This window comes from Mycobacterium sp. 1274756.6, assembly GCF_001668625.1.
Taxonomy (GTDB): Bacteria; Actinomycetota; Actinomycetes; order Mycobacteriales; family Mycobacteriaceae; genus Mycobacterium.
The window spans coordinates 1-22,803 of the sequence record NZ_LZLJ01000062.1 but is presented as its reverse complement, the minus strand read 5'-3'; the positions used below and the strand labels follow the sequence as shown (position 1 = coordinate 22,803).

26 protein-coding genes are annotated in these 22,803 nt (G+C 66.2%); 12 read left to right on the top strand and 14 right to left on the bottom strand.

Annotated elements, in window-relative coordinates; translation table 11 throughout:
- Positions 1-25: 25 nt before the first annotated feature.
- From A5643_RS08565 to A5643_RS18145, 3 genes are read right to left on the bottom strand one after another with little or no spacing between them, the layout of a single operon-like run.
- Positions 26-931 (bottom strand): LysR family transcriptional regulator, encoded by a 906-nt coding sequence (locus A5643_RS08565; RefSeq protein WP_066853934.1) that lies wholly within the window; start codon positions 929-931, stop codon positions 26-28.
- A gap of 44 nt (positions 932-975) precedes the next feature.
- Complete coding sequence (locus tag A5643_RS08560; RefSeq protein WP_066853932.1) at positions 976-2,676, bottom strand: GMC oxidoreductase; 1,701 nt, start codon at positions 2,674-2,676, stop codon at positions 976-978.
- Positions 2,676-2,816, bottom strand: a complete 141-nt coding sequence (locus A5643_RS18145; protein WP_156628687.1) for a hypothetical protein — start codon at positions 2,814-2,816, stop codon at positions 2,676-2,678. The genes A5643_RS08560 and A5643_RS18145 overlap by 1 nt, the downstream gene beginning before the upstream one ends.
- A gap of 241 nt (positions 2,817-3,057) precedes the next feature.
- On the opposite strand from A5643_RS18145, the gene A5643_RS08555 reads away from it, so the two are divergent.
- Positions 3,058-4,326, top strand: a complete 1,269-nt coding sequence (locus tag A5643_RS08555) for a PucR family transcriptional regulator (protein WP_066853930.1) — start codon at positions 3,058-3,060, stop codon at positions 4,324-4,326.
- A 24-nt stretch (positions 4,327-4,350) separates the two neighbouring features.
- Here the strand turns inward: A5643_RS08555 and A5643_RS08550 are convergent, their stop codons facing one another.
- The 5 genes from A5643_RS08550 to echA20 all read right to left on the bottom strand — a co-directional run bounded on the left by A5643_RS08550 (position 4,351) and on the right by echA20 (position 8,447).
- A complete protein-coding gene (locus tag A5643_RS08550) occupies positions 4,351-4,950 on the bottom strand; it encodes a PepSY domain-containing protein (protein WP_082948840.1) in 600 nt (199 codons plus the stop codon).
- Between the two features lie 62 nt (positions 4,951-5,012).
- Positions 5,013-6,080, bottom strand: coding sequence for a (3aS,4S,5R,7aS)-5-hydroxy-7a-methyl-1-oxo-octahydro-1H-indene-4-carboxyl-CoA dehydrogenase (gene ipdC, locus A5643_RS08545; protein ID WP_066853928.1), 1,068 nt, complete (start codon positions 6,078-6,080; stop codon positions 5,013-5,015).
- Positions 6,077-6,820 carry a cholesterol ring-cleaving hydrolase subunit IpdB gene (gene ipdB / locus A5643_RS08540; RefSeq protein WP_197497695.1) on the bottom strand — a complete coding sequence of 248 codons (744 nt, stop codon included), beginning with the start codon at positions 6,818-6,820 and terminating at the stop codon, positions 6,077-6,079. Before ipdB ends, ipdC begins: the two co-directional genes overlap by 4 nt.
- A 2-nt stretch (positions 6,821-6,822) precedes the next feature.
- Positions 6,823-7,695, bottom strand: a complete 873-nt coding sequence (ipdA, locus tag A5643_RS08535; protein ID WP_066853924.1) for a cholesterol ring-cleaving hydrolase subunit IpdA — start codon at positions 7,693-7,695, stop codon at positions 6,823-6,825.
- Entirely contained in the window at positions 7,692-8,447 is a 756-nt protein-coding gene (gene echA20 / locus A5643_RS08530) for a (7aS)-7a-methyl-1,5-dioxo-2,3,5,6,7,7a-hexahydro-1H-indene-carboxyl-CoA hydrolase (RefSeq protein ID WP_066853922.1), read from the bottom strand. The genes ipdA and echA20 overlap by 4 nt, the downstream gene beginning before the upstream one ends.
- 67 nt (positions 8,448-8,514) lie before the next feature.
- Here echA20 and A5643_RS08525 point away from each other — a divergent pair, with 67 nt between their 5' ends.
- Positions 8,515-9,279, top strand: coding sequence for an SDR family oxidoreductase (locus A5643_RS08525; protein WP_066853920.1), 765 nt, complete (start codon positions 8,515-8,517; stop codon positions 9,277-9,279).
- A 35-nt stretch (positions 9,280-9,314) separates the two neighbouring features.
- Positions 9,315-10,223, top strand: coding sequence for an SDR family oxidoreductase (locus tag A5643_RS08520; protein WP_066853918.1), 909 nt, complete (start codon positions 9,315-9,317; stop codon positions 10,221-10,223).
- A gap of 214 nt (positions 10,224-10,437) precedes the next feature.
- Here A5643_RS08520 and A5643_RS17720 read toward each other — a convergent pair whose 3' ends face one another.
- The 3 genes from A5643_RS17720 to A5643_RS08515 are packed head-to-tail and all read right to left on the bottom strand — an operon-like array spanning position 10,438 to position 12,875.
- Positions 10,438-11,505 carry a lactonase family protein gene (locus tag A5643_RS17720; protein WP_082948838.1) on the bottom strand — a complete coding sequence of 356 codons (1,068 nt, stop codon included), beginning with the start codon at positions 11,503-11,505 and terminating at the stop codon, positions 10,438-10,440.
- Positions 11,502-12,146, bottom strand: a complete 645-nt coding sequence (locus tag A5643_RS18140) for a hypothetical protein (RefSeq protein WP_156628686.1) — start codon at positions 12,144-12,146, stop codon at positions 11,502-11,504. The genes A5643_RS17720 and A5643_RS18140 overlap by 4 nt, the downstream gene beginning before the upstream one ends.
- A 39-nt stretch (positions 12,147-12,185) precedes the next feature.
- Entirely contained in the window at positions 12,186-12,875 is a 690-nt protein-coding gene (locus A5643_RS08515; protein WP_066853916.1) for a TetR/AcrR family transcriptional regulator, read from the bottom strand.
- 141 nt (positions 12,876-13,016) lie between these two features.
- Between A5643_RS08515 and A5643_RS08510 the strand changes: the two genes are divergently transcribed.
- From A5643_RS08510 to A5643_RS08505, 3 genes are all read left to right on the top strand, one after another.
- A complete protein-coding gene (locus A5643_RS08510) occupies positions 13,017-14,351 on the top strand; it encodes a cytochrome P450 (protein WP_066853914.1) in 1,335 nt (444 codons plus the stop codon).
- A 16-nt stretch (positions 14,352-14,367) separates the two neighbouring features.
- Positions 14,368-14,937, top strand: a complete 570-nt coding sequence (locus tag A5643_RS18135; RefSeq protein WP_156628684.1) for a hypothetical protein — start codon at positions 14,368-14,370, stop codon at positions 14,935-14,937.
- 115 nt (positions 14,938-15,052) lie between these two features.
- On the top strand, positions 15,053-15,718 hold the full coding sequence (locus A5643_RS08505; RefSeq protein ID WP_082948837.1) for a TetR/AcrR family transcriptional regulator: 666 nt from the start codon (positions 15,053-15,055) through the stop codon (positions 15,716-15,718).
- A 29-nt stretch (positions 15,719-15,747) separates the two neighbouring features.
- On the opposite strand, the gene A5643_RS08500 is transcribed toward A5643_RS08505, so the two are convergent.
- The 3 genes from A5643_RS08500 to A5643_RS08490 all read right to left on the bottom strand — a co-directional run bounded on the left by A5643_RS08500 (position 15,748) and on the right by A5643_RS08490 (position 17,409).
- Positions 15,748-16,023, bottom strand: a complete 276-nt coding sequence (locus A5643_RS08500; RefSeq protein WP_082948836.1) for a cytochrome C oxidase subunit IV family protein — start codon at positions 16,021-16,023, stop codon at positions 15,748-15,750.
- Between the two features lie 7 nt (positions 16,024-16,030).
- Entirely contained in the window at positions 16,031-16,552 is a 522-nt protein-coding gene (locus tag A5643_RS08495) for a cytochrome c oxidase subunit 3 (RefSeq protein WP_197497686.1), read from the bottom strand.
- A gap of 92 nt (positions 16,553-16,644) precedes the next feature.
- On the bottom strand, positions 16,645-17,409 hold the full coding sequence (locus A5643_RS08490) for a hypothetical protein (protein WP_156628681.1): 765 nt from the start codon (positions 17,407-17,409) through the stop codon (positions 16,645-16,647).
- Between the two features lie 400 nt (positions 17,410-17,809).
- On the opposite strand from A5643_RS08490, the gene A5643_RS08485 reads away from it, so the two are divergent.
- From A5643_RS08485 to A5643_RS18995, 6 genes are all read left to right on the top strand, one after another.
- Positions 17,810-18,649, top strand: coding sequence for an ABC transporter permease (locus tag A5643_RS08485; RefSeq protein WP_082948856.1), 840 nt, complete (start codon positions 17,810-17,812; stop codon positions 18,647-18,649).
- Between the two features lie 101 nt (positions 18,650-18,750).
- Positions 18,751-19,512: an ABC transporter permease gene (locus tag A5643_RS08480; RefSeq protein ID WP_066853903.1), complete on the top strand. Its 762-nt coding sequence runs from the start codon at positions 18,751-18,753 to the stop codon at positions 19,510-19,512.
- 8 nt (positions 19,513-19,520) lie between these two features.
- Positions 19,521-20,564, top strand: coding sequence for an MlaD family protein (locus A5643_RS08475; protein WP_066853901.1), 1,044 nt, complete (start codon positions 19,521-19,523; stop codon positions 20,562-20,564).
- Positions 20,561-21,625 carry an MlaD family protein gene (locus A5643_RS08470; RefSeq protein WP_066853899.1) on the top strand — a complete coding sequence of 355 codons (1,065 nt, stop codon included), beginning with the start codon at positions 20,561-20,563 and terminating at the stop codon, positions 21,623-21,625. Before A5643_RS08475 ends, A5643_RS08470 begins: the two co-directional genes overlap by 4 nt.
- Entirely contained in the window at positions 21,622-22,581 is a 960-nt protein-coding gene (locus tag A5643_RS08465; RefSeq protein ID WP_066853897.1) for an MlaD family protein, read from the top strand. The genes A5643_RS08470 and A5643_RS08465 overlap by 4 nt, the downstream gene beginning before the upstream one ends.
- On the top strand, positions 22,551-22,803 hold a 253-nt coding region (locus A5643_RS18995), incomplete at its 3' end, for an MlaD family protein (RefSeq protein ID WP_502686228.1). The genes A5643_RS08465 and A5643_RS18995, both read left to right, overlap by 31 nt.

Genomic DNA, 22,803 nt, shown 5'->3' with positions numbered 1-22,803 from the left:
CCGACCGGGTGATAGGCGCGGCCGATCAGCCCGGCGGCGCCCCGCCGAACTCGACGCCCCGCGCGGTCTGCACCAGCGCGCGGGTGAGCACCGAACCGGGCTCGTCGGCCGCGGTGACCAGCACCACCGGCGCGCTGATCGGCGGGTCGTCCAGCAGCACCGCACGCACCCCGGCGGGCGGGCGCAGCGCGCGCAGCCACGACTGCGGCACGATGCTGGCCCACCGGCCGGTGCCCACCTGGGCGATCAGCGCGGCGATCGAGTCGGTCTCCAGGCGCGGGGTGGCGGTCAGGCCCAGCCCGGCCAGCGCATCGTCGACCAGGTGGCGGCCGCGCATCCCCGGCGCCAGCAGACACAGCGGCAGCTGCACGGCGTCGGCCCACGACAGCGGGGCGGGCTGACCGGTCAGCAGCTCGGCCCCGGCGATCAGCACGTGGTTCTCCCGGTAGAGCGGGACCACGAGCAGATCGGCGGTGTCCTGGCGGTCGGGGTAGATGATCCCGGCGTCCAGCTCGAAGCGGCGCAGCCGGTCGACGATCTCCGCGGAGCGCAGGCTGGTCTCCAGCTGCACCCGCACCAGCGGGTGGGCGGTGCAGAACGGGTCGGTGATCGCGGCGACCGTGCTCGCCGCGGCCGGGATCACCCCCAGCCGCAGCCGGCCGGTGAGCCCGCTCTGCAGCGCGACGACCTCCTGTTTGAGCGCCTCGTGGTCGGCGAGGATCCGCCGCGCCCACAACACCAGCCGCTCGCCTTCGGGGGTCAGGCCCTCGAACTTCTGCCCGCGCCGCACCAGCGGCACCTTCAGCTCGTTCTCCAGCTTGCGGATGGCCTCGGACAGTGCGGGCTGGGAGACGTGGCAGGCCTGCGCGGCCCGGGCGAAATGGCGTTCCCGGGCCAGCGCCACGAAGTACTCGAGCTGGCGGAACAGCATGACCTATTCGACCACGGCGGTGGACCCGTTCGCGGCGGCCGGGTTCAGCCCAGCCGCAGCGCCGCGGGCGCCCTCGCCGGCACCGCCGGGCGCTGCGGCGGCACCGGCGTCAGCCGGCGGTACGGCGCGCCCAGCGGCGGGCGGGGGTCGCTCTCGCCGTTGTTCGGCCACAGCGACGTGGCCCGCTCGGCCTGCGCGGTGATCGTCAGGGACGGGTTGACCCCGATGTTCGCCGAGATCGCCGCCCCGTCGAGCACATGCAGCCCGGGGTGGCCGAACACCCGGTGGTAGGGGTCGATGACGCCGCGTTGCGCGGATTCGCCGATCGCGCAGCCGCCGAGGAAGTGCGCGGTCATCGGGATGTCGAGGATCTCGCCGACGCTGCTGTAGGGCATGCCGTCGATGTCGTCGGAGAGCCGGCGCACCGCCTCGTTGGCCGCCGGGATCCAGGTCGGGTTGGGGACGCCGTGCCCCTGCCGCGAGGACAGCCGGAAGCGGCCCAGCCGGGTACGGCGTGGGAACAGGGTCAGCGAGTTGTCCTCGGTCTGCATCACTAGCGCGATCACCGTGCGCTGCGACCAGTCCCGCAGCCCCGCGTAGAGCGAGACGGCCTGGACCGGATGGCGGATCAGCTGGCCCAGCCACCGCAGCCAGCGCGGTGCCCGGCCGCCGCCGTCGGTCATCACGGTGGTCAGCAACGCCATGGAGTTGGAGCCCTTGCCGTAGCGGACCGGTTCGATGTGGGTGACCTCGTCGGGGTGGATCGAGGAGGTGATGGCCACACCGGTGTGGAACTCGGCGCCCTTGCGGCGCCGCAGTTTGACGCTGGAGGTGCACAACGCCTCGGAGTTGGTGCGGGTCAGCTCACCGAGGCGCGGGGAGAGGTCCGGCAGCACGGCGTCGGCCTTCATCCGGTGCAGCAACTGCTGGGTGCCCCAGGTGCCCGCGGCGAACACCACCTGTGTTGCGGTGATGCTGCGGGCGGTCTTCCTGGCCCGCCACGCGCCGGTACGCACGGTGTCGACGGCGTAGCCGCCGTCGATGGGGCGCACCGCGGTCACGGTGGTCAGGTCGTGGATGCGGGCGCCGGCCCGCTCGGCCAGGTACAGGTAGTTCTTCACCAGCGTGTTCTTGGCGTTATGGCGGCAGCCGCTCATGCACTCACCACACTCCAGGCAGCCGCGCCTGCGCGGGCCGGCGCCGCCGAAGAACGGGTCGTCGACCTCGAGGCCGGGGGCTTTGGTGCCGTCGGGGCCGAAGAACACCCCGACCGGCGCCATCCCGAAAGTCTCTTTGACGCCCATCTTCTCGGCGACGTTGAACATCGCCCGGTCCGACGGGGTCATGGTGGGGTTCGGCACCACCCCGAGCATGCGTTTGGCTTGGCGGTAATACGGGGCCAACTCGGCTTTCCAGTCGGTGATGCCGGCCCAGTGCGGATCGTTGTAGAAGGCATCGCTTTTCGGCTCGTAGAGGGTGTTGGCGTAGACCAACGAGCCACCGCCGACGCCGGCCCCGGCCAAGACCAGCACGTCGGGCAGCATGTGGATGCGTTGAATTCCGGTGCAGCCCAACTTCGGTGCCCAAAAGAATTTTCGCACCTGCCAATTCGTCTTGGGCAGTTCGTCGTCTTCGAACCGGCGGCCGGCTTCGAAGACCCCGACCCGATAGCCCTTCTCGGTCAACCGCAGGGCGGCCACCGATCCGCCGAAGCCGGACCCGATCACCGCGACGTCGTAGTCCATCAGGCGGTGGTGCGGCGCAGTGTCGGGCGGGAAGCGGCCTGTTTGGCTTCGGTTTTGGCCACCGCGTGGTAGCCGCTGATGGCCACCGGAACGAACAGCGGGAACAGGACGAGCAGGAAGACCAGGATCGCGCCCAGCATGGTTTTCTCCTTCTCCGCGGGTGCGGAACGGGGGTATTCGGTTCGCCCGTCCGGGTGAGGCACGTCACTCGCAGCCGGGTATATGAGGCACGTTACGAACGGGCCCGCGGTGGCGGCGACGTCGTCAGCCGACCAACTCCGCCGCCGGTGTTGTCGCCGGAAGACAACCCGGCGGCAACGGTGCGCCCCGCTCGGTCGAATCGGTCCCGGGAAGTCCGGGCGGGCATTACCGTCGGGTCTCATGCCCGACCCCAGCAGTGATGAGCGGACCGTCGCGGCGGCCGCGGCGACGATCGTCGGCCGGCTCGCCGACCGGCTCGACGAGGTGACCCGGGCGACCCAGGAGCGGGTGATCAGCGAGATCTCCGAGCTGCGCGGCGACGCCCAACTGCTGCAGCTGCTGCGCGACACCGTGGCGACCAACATCGACACCTACTTCTCCTCGATCCGCCACAACATCGCCATCGACCAGGTCGAACCGCCCACCCCGGCGCTGGAGTACGCCCGCCGGCTCGCACAGCGCGACGTGTCGGCCAACGCGCTGGTGCGCGCCTACCGGCTCGGCCACCAGCTGGTGCTCGGCGTGGTGCTCGACGAGGTGCGCGACTCCGACGTCGACCCGAGGCTCAGCCTGGACGTCTACGAGCTGTTGGCGGCGACCTCGTTCGACTACATCGACTGGATCTCGCGGCGGGTGGTCGCCACCTACCAGGACGAGCGGGAACGCTGGGTGGAGAACCGCAACAGCATCCGGGCGCTGCGGGTGCGGGAACTGCTCGCCGGCGACGACACCGACACCGACGCACTGACGATCGCGATCCGCTACCCGCTCCGGCGCCACCAGCTGGCCGTGGTGGTGTGGTGCGCCGAATCCGATCGCGGCGACGACATCACCGCGATGGAGCGGTTCGCCGCGGAGCTGGCCGAGGCGACCGGCGCGCACGAGGCGCCGTTGTTCATTCCGGTCGACGACGTGACCGGCTGGGCGTGGATCCCGCTGTCCGCCGAGGCGGCGGGCGATGCGCTGGCGCGGCTACGGGAGTTCGCCGCCACCGCACCCGGGGCGCCGTGGCTGGCCGCGGGCAGCCCGCTGCCGGGTATCGAGGGCTTTCGGCGCTCGCATCAGCAGGCCAAGGACGCCCGCGCCGTGGCCACCGCGACCGGCGCCGAACCCCGCCGGGTCATCGCGGCCGGCGATCCGGGCCTGGCGGTGGCCGCGCTGTTCGGGGCCAACCTGGACGCGGCGACCGCGCTGGTCGCCGAAGCCCTGGGGCCGTTGGCCGCGGCCACCGAGTCCGACGAGCGGCTGCGCGACACCTTGCGGGTGTTCCTGCGCCACGGCGCCAGCTACACCGCCGCGGCCGACGAGCTGCACCTGCATCACAACTCGGTGAAATACCGGGTCGGTCGCGCGATCGAACGGCGGGGCCGACCCATCGACGACGACCGGCTCGACGTCGAGGTCGCCCTGCTGCTGTGCGAATGGTTCGGTACGGCGGTGCTCAGCTGAGCACCGCCGTACCGCCGGTCGCCGTTACGGGGTGAGCACCTCGCCGGTGTGCGCGTCGATGGTGTACTCGGTCTCCACGCCGTCGGCGTCGACGAGCTCGACCTCCCAGACGACGACGTCGGCGTCGTTGGTGTCGATCTCGAGTTCCTTGAACTGCGCCTCGGGCTGTTTGCCGCTGGCGGTGTCCAGCGCCTGCGCGGCGGTGACGGTCGTGCCCTCCAGCTTGGCGACGTCGTCGTCGGGTTTGTCCGACTTGGTCTGCGAGACCACCTTCTCCCCGGCGGCGTCGATGACCAGCTTGTGTTCGTCGCCGTCGGAGGCCACCTTGGCCTCGAACTGCACCTGGCCGTCGGTGACCTCGACCTCGAGGTCGAACGGCTGCCCGCCGGGCACCGCGCCGGCCGCGGTCTGCAGCGCGTTCTGGGCCGCGGCGACCGTGGCCAGCTCCGCGGGCGCCTCGGCGCTGGTCGTGGCGCTGGTCGTCTCGGTCGTCTCGGCCGACGAGCTGGTCGACGACGCGTCGGTCAGGCTCGGCTGCTCGGGTTTGTTGTCGCCGCAGGCGACCAGCGTGAACGCGGTCAGCCCGGTCGCTGCGACCGCCGCGGTGGTACGGGTCAATCTCATCGGAACTCCTTGCGTCGTGGGTTCCTACCGGTTCTACCCGTTCCCGCCGGTTCGTATACCCGTTATTGCACCAGGGCGGCGGCGGCACGCAGGTGTTCGGCCGCCTCGACCACGATCTGGTCGATCAGTTCCGCGCACGACGGCAGGTCGGCCACGATGCCGGCGACCTGCCCGGATGCCAGCACCCCGGCCTCGGTGTTGCCCTCGACCAGGCCGGCCTTGAGCAGCATCGGGGTGTTGGCCGCCATCACCAGCTGCGACCAGGTCAGGTCCTTGCCTGCGCGCATCGCCAGGCCGTCTTTGGCCATCGAGCCCCAGGTCATGCCGGACATCTTCTTGAATTTGGCGGCATTGCGGATCGCGGCGGTGAAGCCACGCACCCGCGAGCCGCTTTCGAGTTTCTCCACCAGCCCGGTGCGCAGCACCCGGTGCGGCATGCCGTCGACGCGGGTGGAGACCACGGTGCCGTCCAGCCCGGCGTCGAGGTACCGCTGTTTGACCGCGTCGGGCACCGTCGAGTCGGAGGTGAGCAGGAACCGGGTGCCCATCGCCACCCCGGAGGCGCCGTAGGACAGCGCGGCGGCCAGCCCGCGGCCGTCGAAGAAGCCGCCGGCGGCGATGACCTGCATCCCGGTGTCGGCGACGGCGTCGAGCACCGACGGCAGCAGCAGGGTGGTGGCCACCGGGCCGGTGTGCCCGCCGCCTTCACCGCCCTGCACGATCACCGCGTCCGCACCCCAGGACGCCACCTTCTTGGCGTGCTTGGCCGCCCCCACCGACGGGATCACCACCGAGCCGGCCTCTTTGAGCCGGGCGATCAGCTCCGGTTTGGGGGCCAGCGCGAACGAGGCAACCTTGACGCCCTCGGCGATCATCAGCTCCACCCGGTCGGGCGCGTCGGCGGCGTCGGCGCGGATGTTGACTCCGAAGGGTTTGTCGGTGCCGGCTTTGACCTTGGCGATCGCGGTGGCCAGCTCGTCGAGGGTCATCGTCGCCGAGGCCAGGATGCCCAGGCCGCCGGCGTTGGCGGTGGCGGTCACCAGCCGGGCGCCGGCCACCCAGCCCATCCCGGTCTGCACCACCGGGTGCTCGATGCCGACCAGCTCGGTCAGCGGCGTGCGCAGCCTCACGACCGCACTTCCTTGTCCCGCAGCGACTTCGGGTCGATGACCTCGCGGATCAGCCGCAGCTCGTCGTCGGTGGGTGGGCGGGTCTCCTCGGCGCTGTCCAGCCCGGCCACCTCGAAGGAGGTGTTCTCGGCGACGTCGGCCGGGGTGACGCCGGGGTGCAGGCTCAGCGCGCGCATGGTGCCGCCGGGCCCGCCGAAGTCGAACACCCCCAGGTTGGACACCACCCGGTAGACGTCGACGAACCGGTAGGCCGGGTTGTCGGTGTCGATCTTGTCGGTGCCGATGCCGGAGACCACGTCGACGGACTCGGCGAACACCCGGGTGGAGTGGTTGCCGACGAAGTAGCTGGTGGCGTGGTTGATGGTGTTGCCGGGCGCGCCGCGCACCCCGAACATCTGCCGGGTCGGGTGCTGCAGCGGGCCGAACGCGGAGATGTTCTGGTTGCCGTACTTGTCGATCTGGTTGGCGCCCATCACCACGTGGCGCCGGCCCCAGGCCAGCGTCTCGAACACCCGACCGAACGGCATCCAGCCCTCGATGGCGCCGCTGGCGCCGAGCGCGGGGGTGTCGGCCAGCAGCCGGGCCTCCCCGTCGGTGAGCAGGATGTCGGGGGCGAAGGTCAGCCGGGCCAGCCGGGCGCCGACGCTCACCACGGTGGTCATCGGCGAGACCATGATCTCCCCGGCGTCGCGGAACATCTCCGCGCAGGCGGTCACACAGATTTCGGCTCGGCTGGCCATGCTCATGATTCCTCCTGGAAGCGGCGGACCGCGGCCTGGTAGTCGGCTTCGCTGCCGGACAGATAGGTGGCGCCGAACTGCTGCCAGCCCTCCTGCGAGCCGGCGGCCTCGGCGTAGTGCCGCTGGAACTTCTCGTCGCGGCGGTAGTCGGGTTCGGCGGTGGTGAAGTGCGCCCCGCCCGGCGCCTCGACGACGGCGTCGACCATCATCCGGTTGGCGATCAGCGCCTGCGGCGGCACCGCGGCGACCAGCTCGGCGGTGTCGACCACCTTCTCCACCGACAGGAAGCGCCGCTGCGCCGCCATGAGATACAGGTCGTCGAAGTACGGGTCGATGCCGGTGTAGGCGGCGTTGCCGCGGGCGTCACCGAGGTTGAGGTGCACGAACGCCGCGTCGAGGTTCAGCGCGGGCATCGCGACCAGGGTCTCGGGCTTGCCGTCGGTGGGGTAGGGGGAGGTGACGGTCTTGAGCTCGTCGCCCCAGAAGTCCCGCACCGAGCTGCCCAGCCCGGCGCGGATCGGCAGGAACGGCAGCCGCTGCGCGGCGGCCTGCAGACCGCAGCGCAGCATGCCCTCGTCCATCTCGCGGGCCTCGATCGAACCCGACGTGCGGGCCTTGGCGAACCACGGGTCGTAGAACGGCGGGGAGTCCAGCGAGACGAAGCCGTAGTAGACCTTGGCCACCTTGCCCGCCGAGCACAGCAGGCCCAGGTCCGGGCCGCCGTAGGTGACCACGGTCAGGTCTTTGACGTCGGTGCGCAGCAGCGCGCGCACCCAGGCCATCGGCTTGCGCCGCGAACCCCAGCCGCCCAGGCCGATCGTCATGCCGCTCTCGATGCCGGCGACGGCCTCGTCGAGGGTGGTCAGCTTGGTCATTTCTTCCCCTTCTCGGTCCCGGCGAACTCGTCGCGGTGCTCGTCGGCCACGCCGGACAGGTTGAGCTCGAAGGTGAAGCCCTGCTCCATCCGGTAGCTGGAGTTGACCTTCTGCACGTCGATGAGGTTCAGCGCTTCCTTGGCGGCCCGGATCACCCGGGTGTCCTTGGCGGCGATGTCGCGGGCCACCCGCAGCGCCGCCTCGTCGAGTTCGGCGCGCGGCACCACCTCGTGCACCGAGCCGAAGTCGGCCAGCGTGTGCGCGTCGACGGTGGCCGCGGTGTAGAACAGCCGGCGCATCATGTGCTGCGGCACCAGCCGGGACAGGTGGGTGGCCGCGCCGAGGGCGCCGCGCTCCACTTCCGGCAGCCCGAATTTGGCGTCGTCGGAGGCGACGATGACGTCGGCGTTGCCGACCAGCCCGATGCCGCCGCCGACGCAGAAGCCGTTGACCGCGGCGATCACCGGGACCGCGCACTCGTAGACGGCCTTGAACGCGGCGAAGCAGCCGCGGTTGGCGTCGATCAGGGCGGTGAAGCCCTCGGTGTTCTGCATCTCCTTGATGTCCACACCGGCGTTGAAGCCGCGGCCCTCGGCGCGCAGGATCACCGCGTGGGTGGCCATGTCGGCGCCGGCCGCGGTGATGGTGTCGGCCAGCTCGAACCAGGCCCGTGAGGGCAGTGCGTTGACCGGCGGGTAGTCGACGGTGACCGAAACGATGCCCGGTTCGGTGGTGGTGGATGTGATCGGCATCAGGGCCTTTCCTGTCGCTTCCGGGGCACGATTACCTGAGCAAGCACTTGCTTGGTACGCTAGCACAGTGACCGACGCGATCAACCTCGGATTGGCCGACCGGGTCGTCCTGGTGACCGGCGGGGTGCGCGGGGTCGGCGCCGGCATCAGCGCCGTCTTCGCCGACCAGGGCGCCACCGTGATCACCTGCGCCCGCCGCCCGGTCGAGGACCTGCCCTATGAGTTCCACGCCTGCGACGTGCGTGACGACGCCGCGGTCGCCGCGATGATCGAGGCGATCGTCGCCGCCCACGGCCGCCTCGACGTGGTGGTCAACAACGCCGGCGGTTCGCCCTACGCGCTGGCCGCCGACGCCTCGGCCAACTTCTCCCGCAAGATCGTCGAGCTGAACCTGCTCGGCCCGCTCTACGTCTCCCAGCACGCCAACGCGGTGATGCAGACTCAGCAGCGCGGCGGGGCGATCGTGAACATCTCCAGCGTCTCGGCGCACCGGCCCTCCCCGGGCACCGCGGCCTACGGCGCCGCCAAGGCCGGGATGGACAACCTCACCACCTCCCTGGCGGTGGAGTGGGCGCCCAAGGTGCGGGTCAACTCCGTCGTGGTCGGCATGGTCGAGACCGAGCAGTCCGAGCTGTTCTACGGCGACGCCGACTCGGTGGCCGCGGTCGCCGCGACCGTGCCGCTGGGCCGGCTGGCCACACCCGCCGACATCGGCTGGGCCGCGGCCTATCTCAGTTCCGACTTGGCGTCGTATGTCAGCGGCGCCGAGCTGCAGGTGCACGGCGGCGGGGAGCCCCCGAGCTACCTGGCGGCATCCAGCGCCAACAAATAACCACCTTTCATCCGAGCGGTTCAGGAGGCAGTTACATGGGAGTTCTCGACGGCCGGGTGGCCATCGTCACCGGTGCGGGCGGCGGGATCGGCCGCGCGCACGCCCTGGCGTTCGCCGCCGAAGGCGCACGCGTCGTGGTCAACGACATCGGGGTGGGCCTGGACGGCTCACCGGCCGGCGGCGGCAGCGCCGCGCAGAACGTGGTCGACGAGATCGTCGCCGCGGGCGGCGAGGCGATCGCCAACGGCTCCAACGTCGCCGACTGGGGCCAGGCCGAGCAGCTGATCCAGGCCGCCGTCGACGGCTTCGGCGGGCTGGACGTGCTGGTCAACAACGCCGGCATCGTGCGGGACCGGATGCTGGCCAACACCAGCGAGGAGGAGTACGACGCCGTCGTCGCCGTGCACCTCAAGGGCCACTTCGCGACCATGCGCCACGCCGCCGCCTACTGGCGGGGCAAGGCCAAGGCCGGCGAGACCGTCGACGCCCGGATCATCAACACCACCTCCGGCGCCGGGCTGCAGGGCAGTGTCGGGCAGGCCAACTACTCGGCGGCTAAGGCCGGCATCGCCGCGCTCACCCTGGTGGCGTCGGCGGAGCTGGGCCGCTACGGGGTGACGGTGAACGCGATCGCCCCGGCGGCGCGCACCCGGATGACCGAGACCGTGTTCGCCGAGATGATGGCCACTCAGGACGCCGAGTTCGACGCGATGGCCCCGGAGAACGTCTCCCCGCTGGTGGCCTGGTTGGCCAGCGTAGAGGCCCGCGACGTGACCGGGAAGGTCTTCGAGGTCGAGGGCGGGCTGATCCGGGTCGCCGAGGGCTGGGCGCACGGCCCCCAGGCGGACAAGGGTGCCCGCTGGGACGCCGCCGAGCTCGGCCCGATCGTCACCGACCTGCTTTCCAAGGCCCGCCCCAGCGTCCCGGTCTACGGCTCGGCGTAAAAGCCTAGGCCCGGCCCGGCGCTTTCGCGGCCTGCCCGCCCCCACGCGCGCGGCCCCCACTCGCCGAGCGTGCACCCGCCCTCGCTCGCCGAGCGTGCACACACTGCGAAAAAATCGCGAAATCCTCGCAGCCACTGCACGTTCGGCGCGGGCGGGCCAGACGACGCGGGTTAGGGCGGCGGGTACGCCTCACCTCCCGGGCGGTAAGGACTGTTCAAGCGATGACCGAGCCTGGGCCGTCTGCGAAAAGTATCTGTGTTTGCAGACCGCTGTCCGGAACGGGTGTCAGCGCACCGTCCCGTGCGATGGTGTACCGGTGGACGACGGCCCGGGGTCGACGTGTCGCCGACCCCAACTCCACGACGTAGAGCGTACGACCGTCCGGTGAGCAGAGAGCGCGCCCGGGTAGCGATCGGCGCGAGTTCGTTGGGAACGGTGATGCGGCCAGTTCCTCCAGTGCCCCGTTCGCCGCGACGGCGTAGCCGCTGATCGAACCACTGAACAAGTTGGGCACGTAGGCGAAGCGCGAATCCGATGTAACGGTGACGCCGTGGGGGAATCGGCCCGTCGGAAACGGTGAGCCAGGAACGTGAGCGAGCTCCCCGTCCGACGCGATGCGGTAGCCCGAGACGGTGCAACTGAGTTCGTTGGCGACGTAGATACTGCGGCCATCGGGGCTGACTGTCGGTGAGACCGGACAACGGCCCGTCGGTATCTGCTGGCGTAGCGAAGAGATCTCGCCGTCGCGACTGACCCGGAAACGCAGGAGGCAATGACCGAAATAGCTGGCGACATAGAGGTTGCGCCCGTCGGGGCTGAGAGCCGGCAGTGCAACGCAATGGCGCAGGCGTCCGCCGGCCGGCACCGGCGGACCGATGGGAGACAGGTCATCGCCCGCGATGCGGAAAGATCGGACGGCCGACCATCCTGACTTACGGGAGATGGCGGTGGTGACCAAGAAATCGCCGCGGGGACTGAGTGCTGCCCCGCCGCTCGGTGTCCCTGTCACGTACGGCGATCCGGGAACCGGCTGGGGTACGCCGCCGGGTGACAATTCGAGGATATCGATCTGGCCGGAGGTCAAGTGGGTCGCGTAGAGGCGTGGCGGCGCAGAGCCGGCAACGATACTGAAGGATCCGCGTCGGCCAATCGAGTAGGGAGATCCCGTTAGCGCCGCCATCGTGCCGTCAGAACGGACGCGGATCGCGGCGATGCGCGAGTCGAGTGCGCCGACTATGTAGAGCGTGTGCTGGTCAGTGCCGTTCGCTTCGGCGTCGATCACTGCGCGTTGCGTTCTCGGCAGGCGAAGTACAGGACGCCGCGAGTCTGGCGGTCGCGTCGACCGAAGAGCCCGATTCCCAGGTGGACGCCCGGACCGACCTGTACGAGTTCGTCATGGCTGAGTCGCGACAGGAGTAAGCCATTTCTCCGATCGTGACTGTAATCAATGTGCAGGACGTCGTGATTCGCGTCAAGTGCGCTTGGACCTAGATAGGTGCGGAATGGCAGCATGTCAAGGATTTCGTCGGAGCGGACGATCGGAGCTCGTGGAAAACAGGCTCGTACAAGTCGTCGGCGTTCGGCGGTGAACCAGTTCGTTCCGGTGGCTGTGGCGCGGTCAAATGTTTTTGTGGCCCACGGATGCGCCCGGTCATACCAGGCGCTGGCCGCTTGATTGAGGCGCCCCGGGGCGAATGTCGTAAGCAATTCGATATCGGCGGGTCCGTCGATCGTCGAGGAGGCAGACGATCCGCGGAAGAGTTCGGCGAGCCGGACCAACGCCGATTCGTGATCGATGCGGGCGAAGCGGGACCGAGAACCCAGATCAGCCCAGGCGTGGTCGGTTTCGGTGACCGGGCGTGCCGTGCCACGCCAGAGTGCGGTGATGTGCGGTGCTGTGTTGCGGGTGAGAACCGTGGCCATAGGGAAAGGGTAACGTTTCTCTACACGATTGGCCAGAGATCAGTTCTCCGGTTGCCTCAGTAGGCGGGCAGCGATCGCGGTCATCGCACTCTCGAGTTCCTCGAGCGTATCGGCGCCTAAGAGGAGGTGGCGATACATCAGATCGTTGGCTGTGATCACAAGCGCCGTCACGAAGTGCGTCTCGATGATCCGGCCGCCAGACGAGCGCCGGTATGCCGCGGCGATCACCGACGAAAACTCGTGCAGTGCCTGGATTCGCCTGCGCGCCGTTCCCGGCGTCGCGCCTTGGGCGTCCATGACCAAGACGCGGGCGATTCGCGGCGCGATGGTGAGGACTTCCAAGTAGGAGTGCACGATTGCTTGCGGCAAGGCCGCGGTATCGGTCACCGTAGCCAGGCGTTCGGCGAATCGCACCAGGGCGGCTTCTTCGATCAGATAGAGGTCGAGGAACGCCTGTTCCTTTCCGTCGTAATAAGCGTAAAAGGTCTTACTGGACACGTTGGCGCGCCGACCGATCGAGGTCACCGAAGTGGCTGCGTAGCCGCGCTCGACCACCTCGTCCGCCGTCGCTACGAGGATGCGGGCCCGCTGGATCCGCTCGATGGTGTCCCGCCCGAGTGAATGGCGCCGTCGCGGCAGTGACTGTGCGGCGCCGACGGATACTCGTTGGATCGCTTCGACGAGCGGCCAGTCGACTGCCGGCAGCGCGATCTCCGGAATCTCGGACACCGCATGACGTTACCAGCGTGATCGCACGCAGACAGGAATGCCAGTGCGGCAGTTTAGGGCGGATGGTTGACGTCCCCCAAGCCCGAGGGCTAGCCTGATTCCTAAGTTTATGAAACGTAATCGTACCGTAGAGGGGTCCGGATGACAACGACCGTCAGCGACATACGCCCGCTGCAGTGCCTGCCCCGGGTCGGATTCCGGTCAGGAGCAGGCGACATCGGAGCTCTGCTTCGTCCCGGTGCGGCGAACTCCCCGTTGAGCCGATTGGGCGAGCGCCTCTTTGTTGACATGCCGATGTTTCCCCCGGTGCTGGTGACGCGATCCGCCGCCGACGTCCGTGCGGTGCTCACCGATCGCGACGACGAGTATTCATTCGGACAATTGTTGCGCCGCATGACCGCCCACGACGTGTTGTTCGGCGCCGATGAGTTCATCTTTCTCGAGGGAGAAGAACACCTCGCTGAGCGCAAACGGCTCTTCCCGCCGTTCAACGGTCGCGCATTGCGGTCATATGAGGACGACATTGTCGGCGTGGCAGCTAGTCAGATCGAGGATTGGCCGGTCGAGTCCCCGGTAAGCTTCCTCCAGATCGGGTCAGATCTGGCGCTGGGCGTCATGATCTCGATCATCTTCGGGGTCACTGAGCCGTCACGTACCGCACGACTGCGCCACGCTTTGCACGGTTGGTTCGGGGCGATGGAGAGTACGGCTTTCATCGGGCTGAGCGCACTGGGTTTGCTGACCGGTGGCCACGCACTGCCGTATCCGCCATTGCGGCGGTGGGAGAAGGCCATCGATCGCGTCCTTCTGGAGGAGATCGCGGCTCGCCGCGCCGGCGACAACTCCTCGGATGGCGGCATGATCATGCATTTCATCCACGTCGACGACACCGCCGAAAAGCCGAAGGGCGACCTCGGGATCTCGCGCCGGTTGCGAAACATGGTGCTTGCCGGCTACGAGACGACCGCGGTCACCTTGGCGTGGATAGCAGAGTTCGTCAGCCACTCGCCGGCCGTACTAGATGAATTGCACAGAACAGTCGATGCCGGTGATGACGCCTACCTGGACGCCGTGATCACCGAGGCCCTACGTCTTCGGCCTGCAGTACCGGTTGTGGGGCGAAGGGCGCGCCGCGCCACAGTATTCAACGGGCTACAACTGCCCAAGGGCGCCTTGGTCATGGTTCCCATTCTCGCTGTACACGAAGACCCCACGTTTTATGAGGACCCGGAATCCTTCCGGCCAGAGCGATTCTTGGCCGCGCGGCCGAGTACCTACCTATGGCTACCATTCGGTGGCGGCGCGCACCGGTGTCTGGGCGCGAACCTGTCGCTGTTCGAGGCGCGGATCTTGCTGAAGACGATCTTGAAGGAACGGACTTTCGCCGCCTTGCCCGGCCCTGTCTCACCACCGCGCCGGCGGCACCCGATGCTGGTACCGGAAAACGGGGCGAGCGTTGTCCTGCAGCGGCGGTAGGGACACCGTACGGGCGTTGGCGGCGGTGAAGCTGCGAAAGACCGTCCGTTTGTCGGCCGCATGGGGTGTTGCGGTGATGATGAGTCTCAGCAGTGCTGCGCCCGGCGGCGCGGTGCCGCGAGACGATCCCCAGGATCTGTTTCCGGAGCTGGCTTCTATCACAGCCTGGTACACGCGCGTGGATGCTGCTCAGTTCGCTTTGGCCGACCAACCTGGGGTGTGGTTCCTGACGCCTTCCGGGCTCAACTGCGGGATCTGGTTCTGGGGCGGGTTCGGATGCTCGGGACAATTACCCGGCGCTCCGCCCGACGATCACCACATCGCCTGGTTCAACGGCAACCGTTCGGTTCACCATGGTTGGACCGCCGCGATCCAATTCCCGCCCGGCCAAGCGCAGCGGCCATTGCTTCCAGGTAGTTATATCGCCGACAACTCCACAACCTGCGCAGTAACACACAGTGGCGACACTTACTGTGCTCACGGAGAATTCAAACTACTGATCACCGAAGTCGGGACATGGTTCAAGGGGTGGGACGACCGACGGTCGTACGTTTGCAATGCCTACCATTCGTGTCCGCCGGGGTAATCCGAGTAACCCCTTGCAACCTGAGCCGAGCCGAGACGGCTTGGTGAAGGGAATGGCCGTGTCGCAAACCAACTGGATGCCAATGCCGTGTCCGCCCTGCGGTAAGGTGCCTTAGGTGGAAGCGCAGAGTCGTTCAACCCTTGCGGGTGCGCATCCGCCGGATAGTCCAGGTCTGCCGCGCGGCCGCAGTAAACGGCCTCGCGAAGAGGCCCGTAATGCGCAGATCCGACGGTTGTTCCGCGCCGCGATCGCCGCCGTAGCCGAAAAGACTTACGCGGCGACCAGTGTGACCGATATCGTCCAACGTGCACGCGTGTCACGTCGTGAGTTCTACGATTATTTCAACGGCAAGGAGGACTGTTTCCTCGCTGCGGCGCTCGATGGCGGATTCTTGCTCCACAACACCCTGACGGAGGCGGAGCGCACCGCGGAGCCCGGTGGTGAGTTACGCGCGGTGATCCGATCCTATCTTGAGTTGTGCAAAAACGAACCCGAATTCGCGCGTTGCTTGCTGTTTGAAGTTCTCGCTACGGGGGAGCGTGGGTGGGCGCTGCACGCAGCGGCCTATGAAGAGGTGGGCGCCTTGTTGTACCGCGTCGCGGCGAAGCCCGGCCGGGCGGTGGGCACCCGGAGCCGCCGGGTCCGCCAGCGCGCTTCGCTTGCCGCTGTCGGGGCCGTCGCTGAGGTCACCGCGTCCTATGTCGGCGCTGGAAAGTACAACCAACTCGGTGAGTTGGAGGACGACATCGTCCAGGTCGTGGAGCGAATTTTCAACAAGTGACCCGCAACGACATGGGTCGGTCGCTCTGGTCAGTCCAACATGACCAGCCCTGCGAGCAGAACGAACAGCCCGGCGACGATCGACTCGAAAATCCAGCGAAAACGCGTCGGTGCCGAACGGAGTTCCATGAAATGCAGTCCGATCAGCCGGAGTTTGACCGCCCCGACCGCGATAATCGTGACGTTGATGAACTCCGGCGCAAGCGATTCGGGGCCGTGTCCACGGCCGAGCCACCAAGTCACGCTGGTCGCCGCAACCAAGAAGAGCCAGATAAGCCCGATGCGGTCACGCAGAAGCAAGGTCATCAGCAGGTCACCTCAAGAGGTAGAGCAACGGGAAAATCATGATCCAGAGCAGATCGACCATGTGCCAAAAGCAGGCCGCCCCCTCGATGTAAGGGAGGTGGCGGGGAACCTTGGCTGGATCTCGGACGACTAGCGACATGTAGGTGAGGAACACCAACCCCACAAGGATGTGAACCAAATGCACGCCGGTGAGCACATAATAAAAATTCCAGAAGTGATTCGTGACCAAGGTCTGTCCAGCCCGAAGGTGGCTGCCCCATTCGACCGCCTTCAGCGCCACGAAGGCGATGCCGCAGGCGATCGCCATAACAAACGGCGCTGTCGTCCGATTGGATAAACGCTGCGCCTGCACGCCGCGGACGACGAACAATGAACTGGCCAGAAGAAGCAGCGTCATCACGGCGCCGTAGGCGATGTCGAGGTGATGTTCGGCTTCCACAAACATGGCGTGGTGCCGGCCGCGCATCACCAAGAAAGCCACGAACATGATGCTGAAGACGCACAGGTCGCCAAAAATGAAGAGCCACATACCAGGCTCTCCAGGAAGGTGCGACAGACGAGTGCCTCGTCCGATTGCGGGAGATCGTCTTGAGCGCTGCGGCGCACGGCTTAACGAAGGATTCATGGCTGTCTCTCGGGTCGATGCGGGAATCGGCCGGTCGCCAACGAAGGCGTGAACACGGCGTCTTCTCGGATGTGATCCCGGTCGTCACGACGGATGCTCCCAATAAGCACCCGCACGGTCACCTCGAACCAGACGACGATCCAGACAACGACAAACCAGAACCCCAGCGCACCATCGAAGGCGAAGACGCTGTCGTGCATGAAGAAAGTCACCGTCAGCGGCAACGTCATGGACACGATCCAAACCGAGAACCACGCGTACCAACGCGGAAAGACCCGCTCTTCGCTATCACGGAACGCGCATACGCCGATCGCCAAGACCTGAATGTCGTTGAAGAAGAAAACGCCCATGATGAGCAGCCATGCGGTGTCGTTGAATAGCAGATAGAGCTCGGGGTCGCGATCGATACGGAAGGCCGCGATCGCAGCGAACGCCAGAGGCAGAGCCCCGAGCATATTGCCGACCAGACCGCACATCAGCTGCAAGTAGGCCAACGGTGAATCGCGTCCCTCGACTCGCTTCATTTGTACGCACAACACGGCTCCCAGTGCCCCGGTCATCGCGCACCCCACCATCCCCAGCAACATCCCTAAACGGATGGTGACGCCGCGGTCACGGTAGATTTCCGCGACGTTCTCGGCGTCCAGCATCGGACCTGGCGGAGGAACGAAGCCGGCTATAAGCAGGCCAACCGCGAACAGCGCGGCGCCGGCGGCGCCCACCGCAAGCATTCCGAGTTGGATTCGATGGCCGGTCGTCATGGGGGTGTTCCCTCCGATGTTCGGCGATAGCACCGGCGCGGACCGCGGGCAGTGCGCCCGGTGGATGTCGGAACCGCCGACCCCTCTGGTACGGTCTAGTTTCATAGTAACGTACGGGGCGACGGCGGGTCCGGTCAAGGGGCGGTGTCCGGCGCGGCCACTTCAACGCCGTGTGCGGATCGGTCCAGGCGTGGCGATGTCGCTGACGCAAAGCGAATTCTGCGATCCCTTGACGCAAAAGGGATGTCCACGTATCGTCCAGCGGAACGTCAACGTACCTATGGAGGGGGCGGATGCCAATCGACGTCGGCGCAGAGTGCGATTCGATCCGCTTTTCAGCCGGTTTGGTCGATGGTCACCGATGCACCGACCGCCGATGATGGCAACGATTAACGGCCGAATGGCCACCACCGTCACAACAGCGCGGCGCACTGTAAGGGGCGGCGTGGCCAAAGCCGGCACCATCCCGGGACGCAGCGCTGCGACGTCGGGACGCGGCGTGATGTTGCTGGCGGCGGTCTTGTGGCACACCGTCGCCGACTCAATCGCTAGGCGCCTCCCGGTGGCTGAGACGCTCACTCAGGCATGGGCGTTGCTCAAGGTGACCGCGATCCCCGGCCTGCTGATGGCTATCCCCTTCGGTGCCATGGTGACCGTGGTGACGTCGGGACTGGTCAACCAAGTGGGGGCCACCTCGTTGCTAGGCGCGGCGAGTGGGGTCGGCGTCGTGCGTCAGGGGGCGCCGATCACCGCGGGTCTGCTTATGGGGGGTGCTGCCGCCTCAGCGATTGCCTCGGACTTCGGTGCCCGGGCGATCCGCGAGGAACTCGATGCGATGCGTGTAGTCGGGGTCGACCCTGTTCGACGGCTCGTTGTCCCACGTTTCCTGGGGTTGCTGTTGATCGCGCCCATACTGTGCGTGTTCATCATCGTCGCCGGCACTGCCGCTGCGTTCATGTTGGCTGTCTCGGCCAGCGATATGTCGGCCGGAAGTTTTTGGCAGTCGTTCGGAACGTTCGCCAAGGTAGGGGACATCTGGTTCGCTATCGCCAAAACCGTTGTATTCGCGGTTATCGTGGCGATCGTCTCGTCTTTGCGTGGCATGGAGGCGACCGGCGGCGCTCGTGGCGTGGCCGATGCGGTGAACTCCTCGGTGGTGCTCAACGTCGTCGGCATCGTCATCGCAAATCTTGCCATCACCCAATTGCAAACCATGTTCTTTCCATTGGAAATCGCGTGACAGCGGCGCCCGCCCGTGCGGTTCCGGCGGTTGGTGTCGCGCAGCGTTTGCTCCAACTGCGTCCGATTGGCGACTTCTTCTACGCAATCGGACACTGGGCGATGTTTATCGCCCAAACGTTATGGCTGTTACCCCTGACCGTTGGGAAATACCGCAAGCAGACCTTGCAGCAGATGAACAGTCTTGCCTGGGGACGGGGTTCGATCCTTGTGGACGGCGGCGTGATCAACGTCCTCCTCATCTTGGGAATCGTGGTCGGCGCCTCGACAGCGATCGAAGCCTTCAGCGTCTTGAACATCATCGGTTTCGGTGCGCTCTCGGGCATCGTGTCGGGAGTCGGCGCAGTCCGGGTGGTCGGTCCGCTCGTCGGTGGTATCGCATTCGCGGCGCAGACCGGGTGCCGCATGACGGCCGAGATCGGTTCAATGCGTATCTCCGAAGAAGTTGATGCCGTCGAGGCAATGGGTATCCGCCCGATACCCTTCGTCGTCGGCACCCGCCTCATCGGTGGACTGATCTGTGTGGTGCCCGGCTACCTGGTGACACTGGTGTCCACGTTTTATGTGATGGACATCGTGATCAGAGTGTTTCATAACCAGCCGGGCGGCACATACCAGCACTACTTCGTTGAATTCCTCACCGCACAAGACCTGGCCTACTCGGTACTCAAAGTAGCCATATACTGCGCAGCGGCAACCATAATCCACTGCTACTACGGCTATTTCGCATCCGGCGGACCTGTTGGAGTGGGGCAAGCATCGGGCCGCGCGGTTCGTAGCAGCCTGGTCGCGATCATGATCCTTGATTTCGTAACGACTGTCATGTTGTGGGGCATTCAGCCCGAGTTCGTATTCAAAGGTTAGGCAGACGGATGTTGATACACGGTTCGGCGGAAGCTCAGCGCCGACTGCTGGTCGCCATCGGCATCGTCGTTGCGCTCTGTGCCGCCATCGCGATGACGTTGGTGGTGATCAATCCGTTCAATAGCCGCCCACCCGGGACGATCTCGGTCACGATCGACTCGCCCTACGTCGGCCAGGGTGTCGCGGCTGGTACCGCGGTCGTCCTCCATGGTGTCCGGGTTGGCGAAGTCACGACCGTATCGAATTCGGGGCCGGCCAACGTACGAATCGAGATCGACCTCGATGAGGCCGCGGCCGCTGGTTTAACCGATGCATTGACCGTCGACTTCCGACCGGTCAACTATTTCGGCGTAACCGGGGTCAACCTAGTGGAGGGTCACAGCACGCAGCCGTTGAGCGATGGAGCAGTGATCGGTGTGGCCCCTCGCGGAAACTTCACGCTGCAGGCGTTGCTATCGCAACTCGGCGAGGTCTCAACTGGCGCATTGACGCCGCAGTTGATCGCGGTGATCGAGAAGACCACCCGCTACGCCGATGCTCTGGATCCGTTCATCGAAACCGTGATGATGGTGGCACACGCTGTCGCCCGGATCCAGACGGTCAGCACGGCACGGCTGCTTGCGAATACGGCCGGCCTGAGTGTCGCGTTCCCGTCAGCCGCTGACGCGCTCATCGGCGCGGTGGACAACATGCTGCACAACGACGAAAACTTCAACCGGGTGTGGAGCGCAGACCGTACCGAGGATGAATGGCAGAACGTTGACATCCCGACCCTGGAGATCGCGTCGGAGGGGGTACTGAATGACATCGGGAAACTGGAATCGAAGCACCTCGGTGACCTGGTACCGGTGACCGATACGGTCAAGGCCTTGACCGACGTGATGCCGCCGTTGCTTCGGCCGGAAGGGTTTGCCGAGTCATTGGTGGAGCTGCGAACGCGTTTCGAAAGGTTGTACGCCGGTACACCTGAGCAGCGCGCGTTACAGGTGCGGATCGTGCTCGACGCCGTGCCGGGGGTAGCTGCCCCGCTGGCGTTGATGGGCGGGCCCTGATGGCCGCGCGCGGAGCCCTGTGGCGTCTGGCGCTCAGCAGCGTCGTGGCGGTGATCCTGTTCATTCTGGTGGCCAACGCGATTCGACAACCAATAGCCGCGGAAACCAGCTCCTACACCGCGAGCTTCACTGATGCGTCGGGACTGCACGCAGATGCTGATGTCCGAGTTCGAGGCGTTCGGGTCGGCAAGGTCAAATCCGTAGAACTGGACCGCCGTGACGGGCAGAGCGTCGCTCTCGTCGAGTTCACGCTTGATAAACGTTACGGGGTGCTCGCCAGTACGACGTTGGCAATCAAATACCAGTCGCTTACCGGCTTGCGTTACATCGATGTCGTTGACCCAGCCGAGACATATTCCGCAGCCCAACTAGTGCGGCAGATCCCCACCACCATGACGAAACCGTCGTTCGATATCACCCCGCTCTTCAACGGCCTGCAACCGGTAATCGCAACACTGAGCCCCGATGAGATCAACACCTTTACCGAGAACGCGGTGGCGTACCTCTCGGGCGACGGTTCGGGCCTCGGTCCGCTGCTCGACAGTATCCGTACCCTCACGCGGTTCGTCGCCGACCGCCAGCAGGTGGTCGCGACGTTGCTGACCAACATGAACGAAGCAGCAAAGATCATGGGCGGCAACTCACCCCAGTTGGTGCAGATATTGGATTGGCTGAATAGGCCTTTAGATAACGCGCTGAAGGCGATCGATGAATTCAGGAAGTCGGAACTGTACGGGCCAGACTATACGGAAACAGTCGTGCGCCTCCTGTCGAACATTGGATTTCCGGCGATCTTCGGCAGTGCGAGCCGGTTTCGTCTCCAGGCGCCACCGGTGACCACGCCCGACCTACCCAACGATATCGACGCCGCATTGGACCGGGCATTCACCAACGTCGATGACTACCTGGATGCCTTCAAACTGATTCCCGTGGCATGGGACAGTCTGCCGCCGCCTGCCGCCGACGGCGAACCGCTGGAGTGTTCCCAAGGACGTTTCGAAATGCCGGCTCCCATGGATATTTTCGTCAACGGTCAGAAGGTCGTCCTGTGCAATCGATGAAGTTGTTGCGAAACCCGAAGACATGGGGTGTCGCGGCGTTGAGTGTGCTCGCGGCGATCATCGTGGTAGCTGCGGCACTGTATGTGAATCCGCCGGGGCGCACGCTGGTCACCTTCTACACCGACGACGCTGCGTCGGTACGCCCGGGTGACCAGGTCCGCATCGCGGGCATCACCGTCGGCAAGGTTCAGGACCTGATCCTCGAACCGGATCAGGTGCGCGTCCGCGCCAGTGTTTCAAACGACGCCTTCGTCGGGGAGCACTCGCAGGTCGAGGTCCGGATGCTCACCGTCGTAGGGGGTTACTACGTGAACATCGTCTCGTTGGGTGATCAGCGATTGGGCTCACTTCCGATCCCTCGTGAGCGGGTCACCATGCCGTATAACTTGATGCGAACGCTCGCTGATGCGACGAAGATCACCGACAACGTCGACCCGGACCCGATCAGACAGACGCTTGATCACATGCAGGACGGCTTAGCAGGAGAGAACAGCGACAGCATCAGGGCGGTGATCGATGCAGGCAACGCTCTCGCGTCAACGATCGAGGCGCAGCGGGGTCAGGTCTCGGCGATCATCAATCTTTCCGACGAGTACATCGAATCGTTGAAGGACTTCAAAGAGGGCTTGCGAATGCTGGTACGCAAGGCCGCCATCCTCGAGCAGACGCTGGTTCTCTACGGCGGTGGCTTCAGTAGCGCGCTGAAGGGGCTAGGAGATGTTTTCGACGCGTTGGCGCCGGTCGGCTATTTTTACGAGAACCACCGTGATGATTTTCTCGAGCGAGTTCACAACTGGCAGGAGAAGGCCCGTTACTGGGCAGAACGCGATGGGGTGATCGTTCGTGGAATACGGCTAGTCCGCAACAAGATCGAACGGGTCCTCGACGCGCAGAATGCACCCCCGGAGTTCTTGGCCACCGATATATGCATCCCAGTTGCAGGGAGAGCATGCTGATGGCGCCATCGTTTTCGCGCTCGCTCGCTGTGGTGCTGGCCGTGATCGCGGCGGGGGTGACCGGGGGATGTTCACTTCCGAGTAGAGACCAGGGGCGCGTCCACTGTGCCACTATGTCCGATGCCACCGGGCTCTACGTCGGAAACCCGGTCACCCAGATGGGCTACGAGATCGGCTCTGTCGAGGCCGTGACGCCGAGCGCCATGCACGTTCGGGTCGATT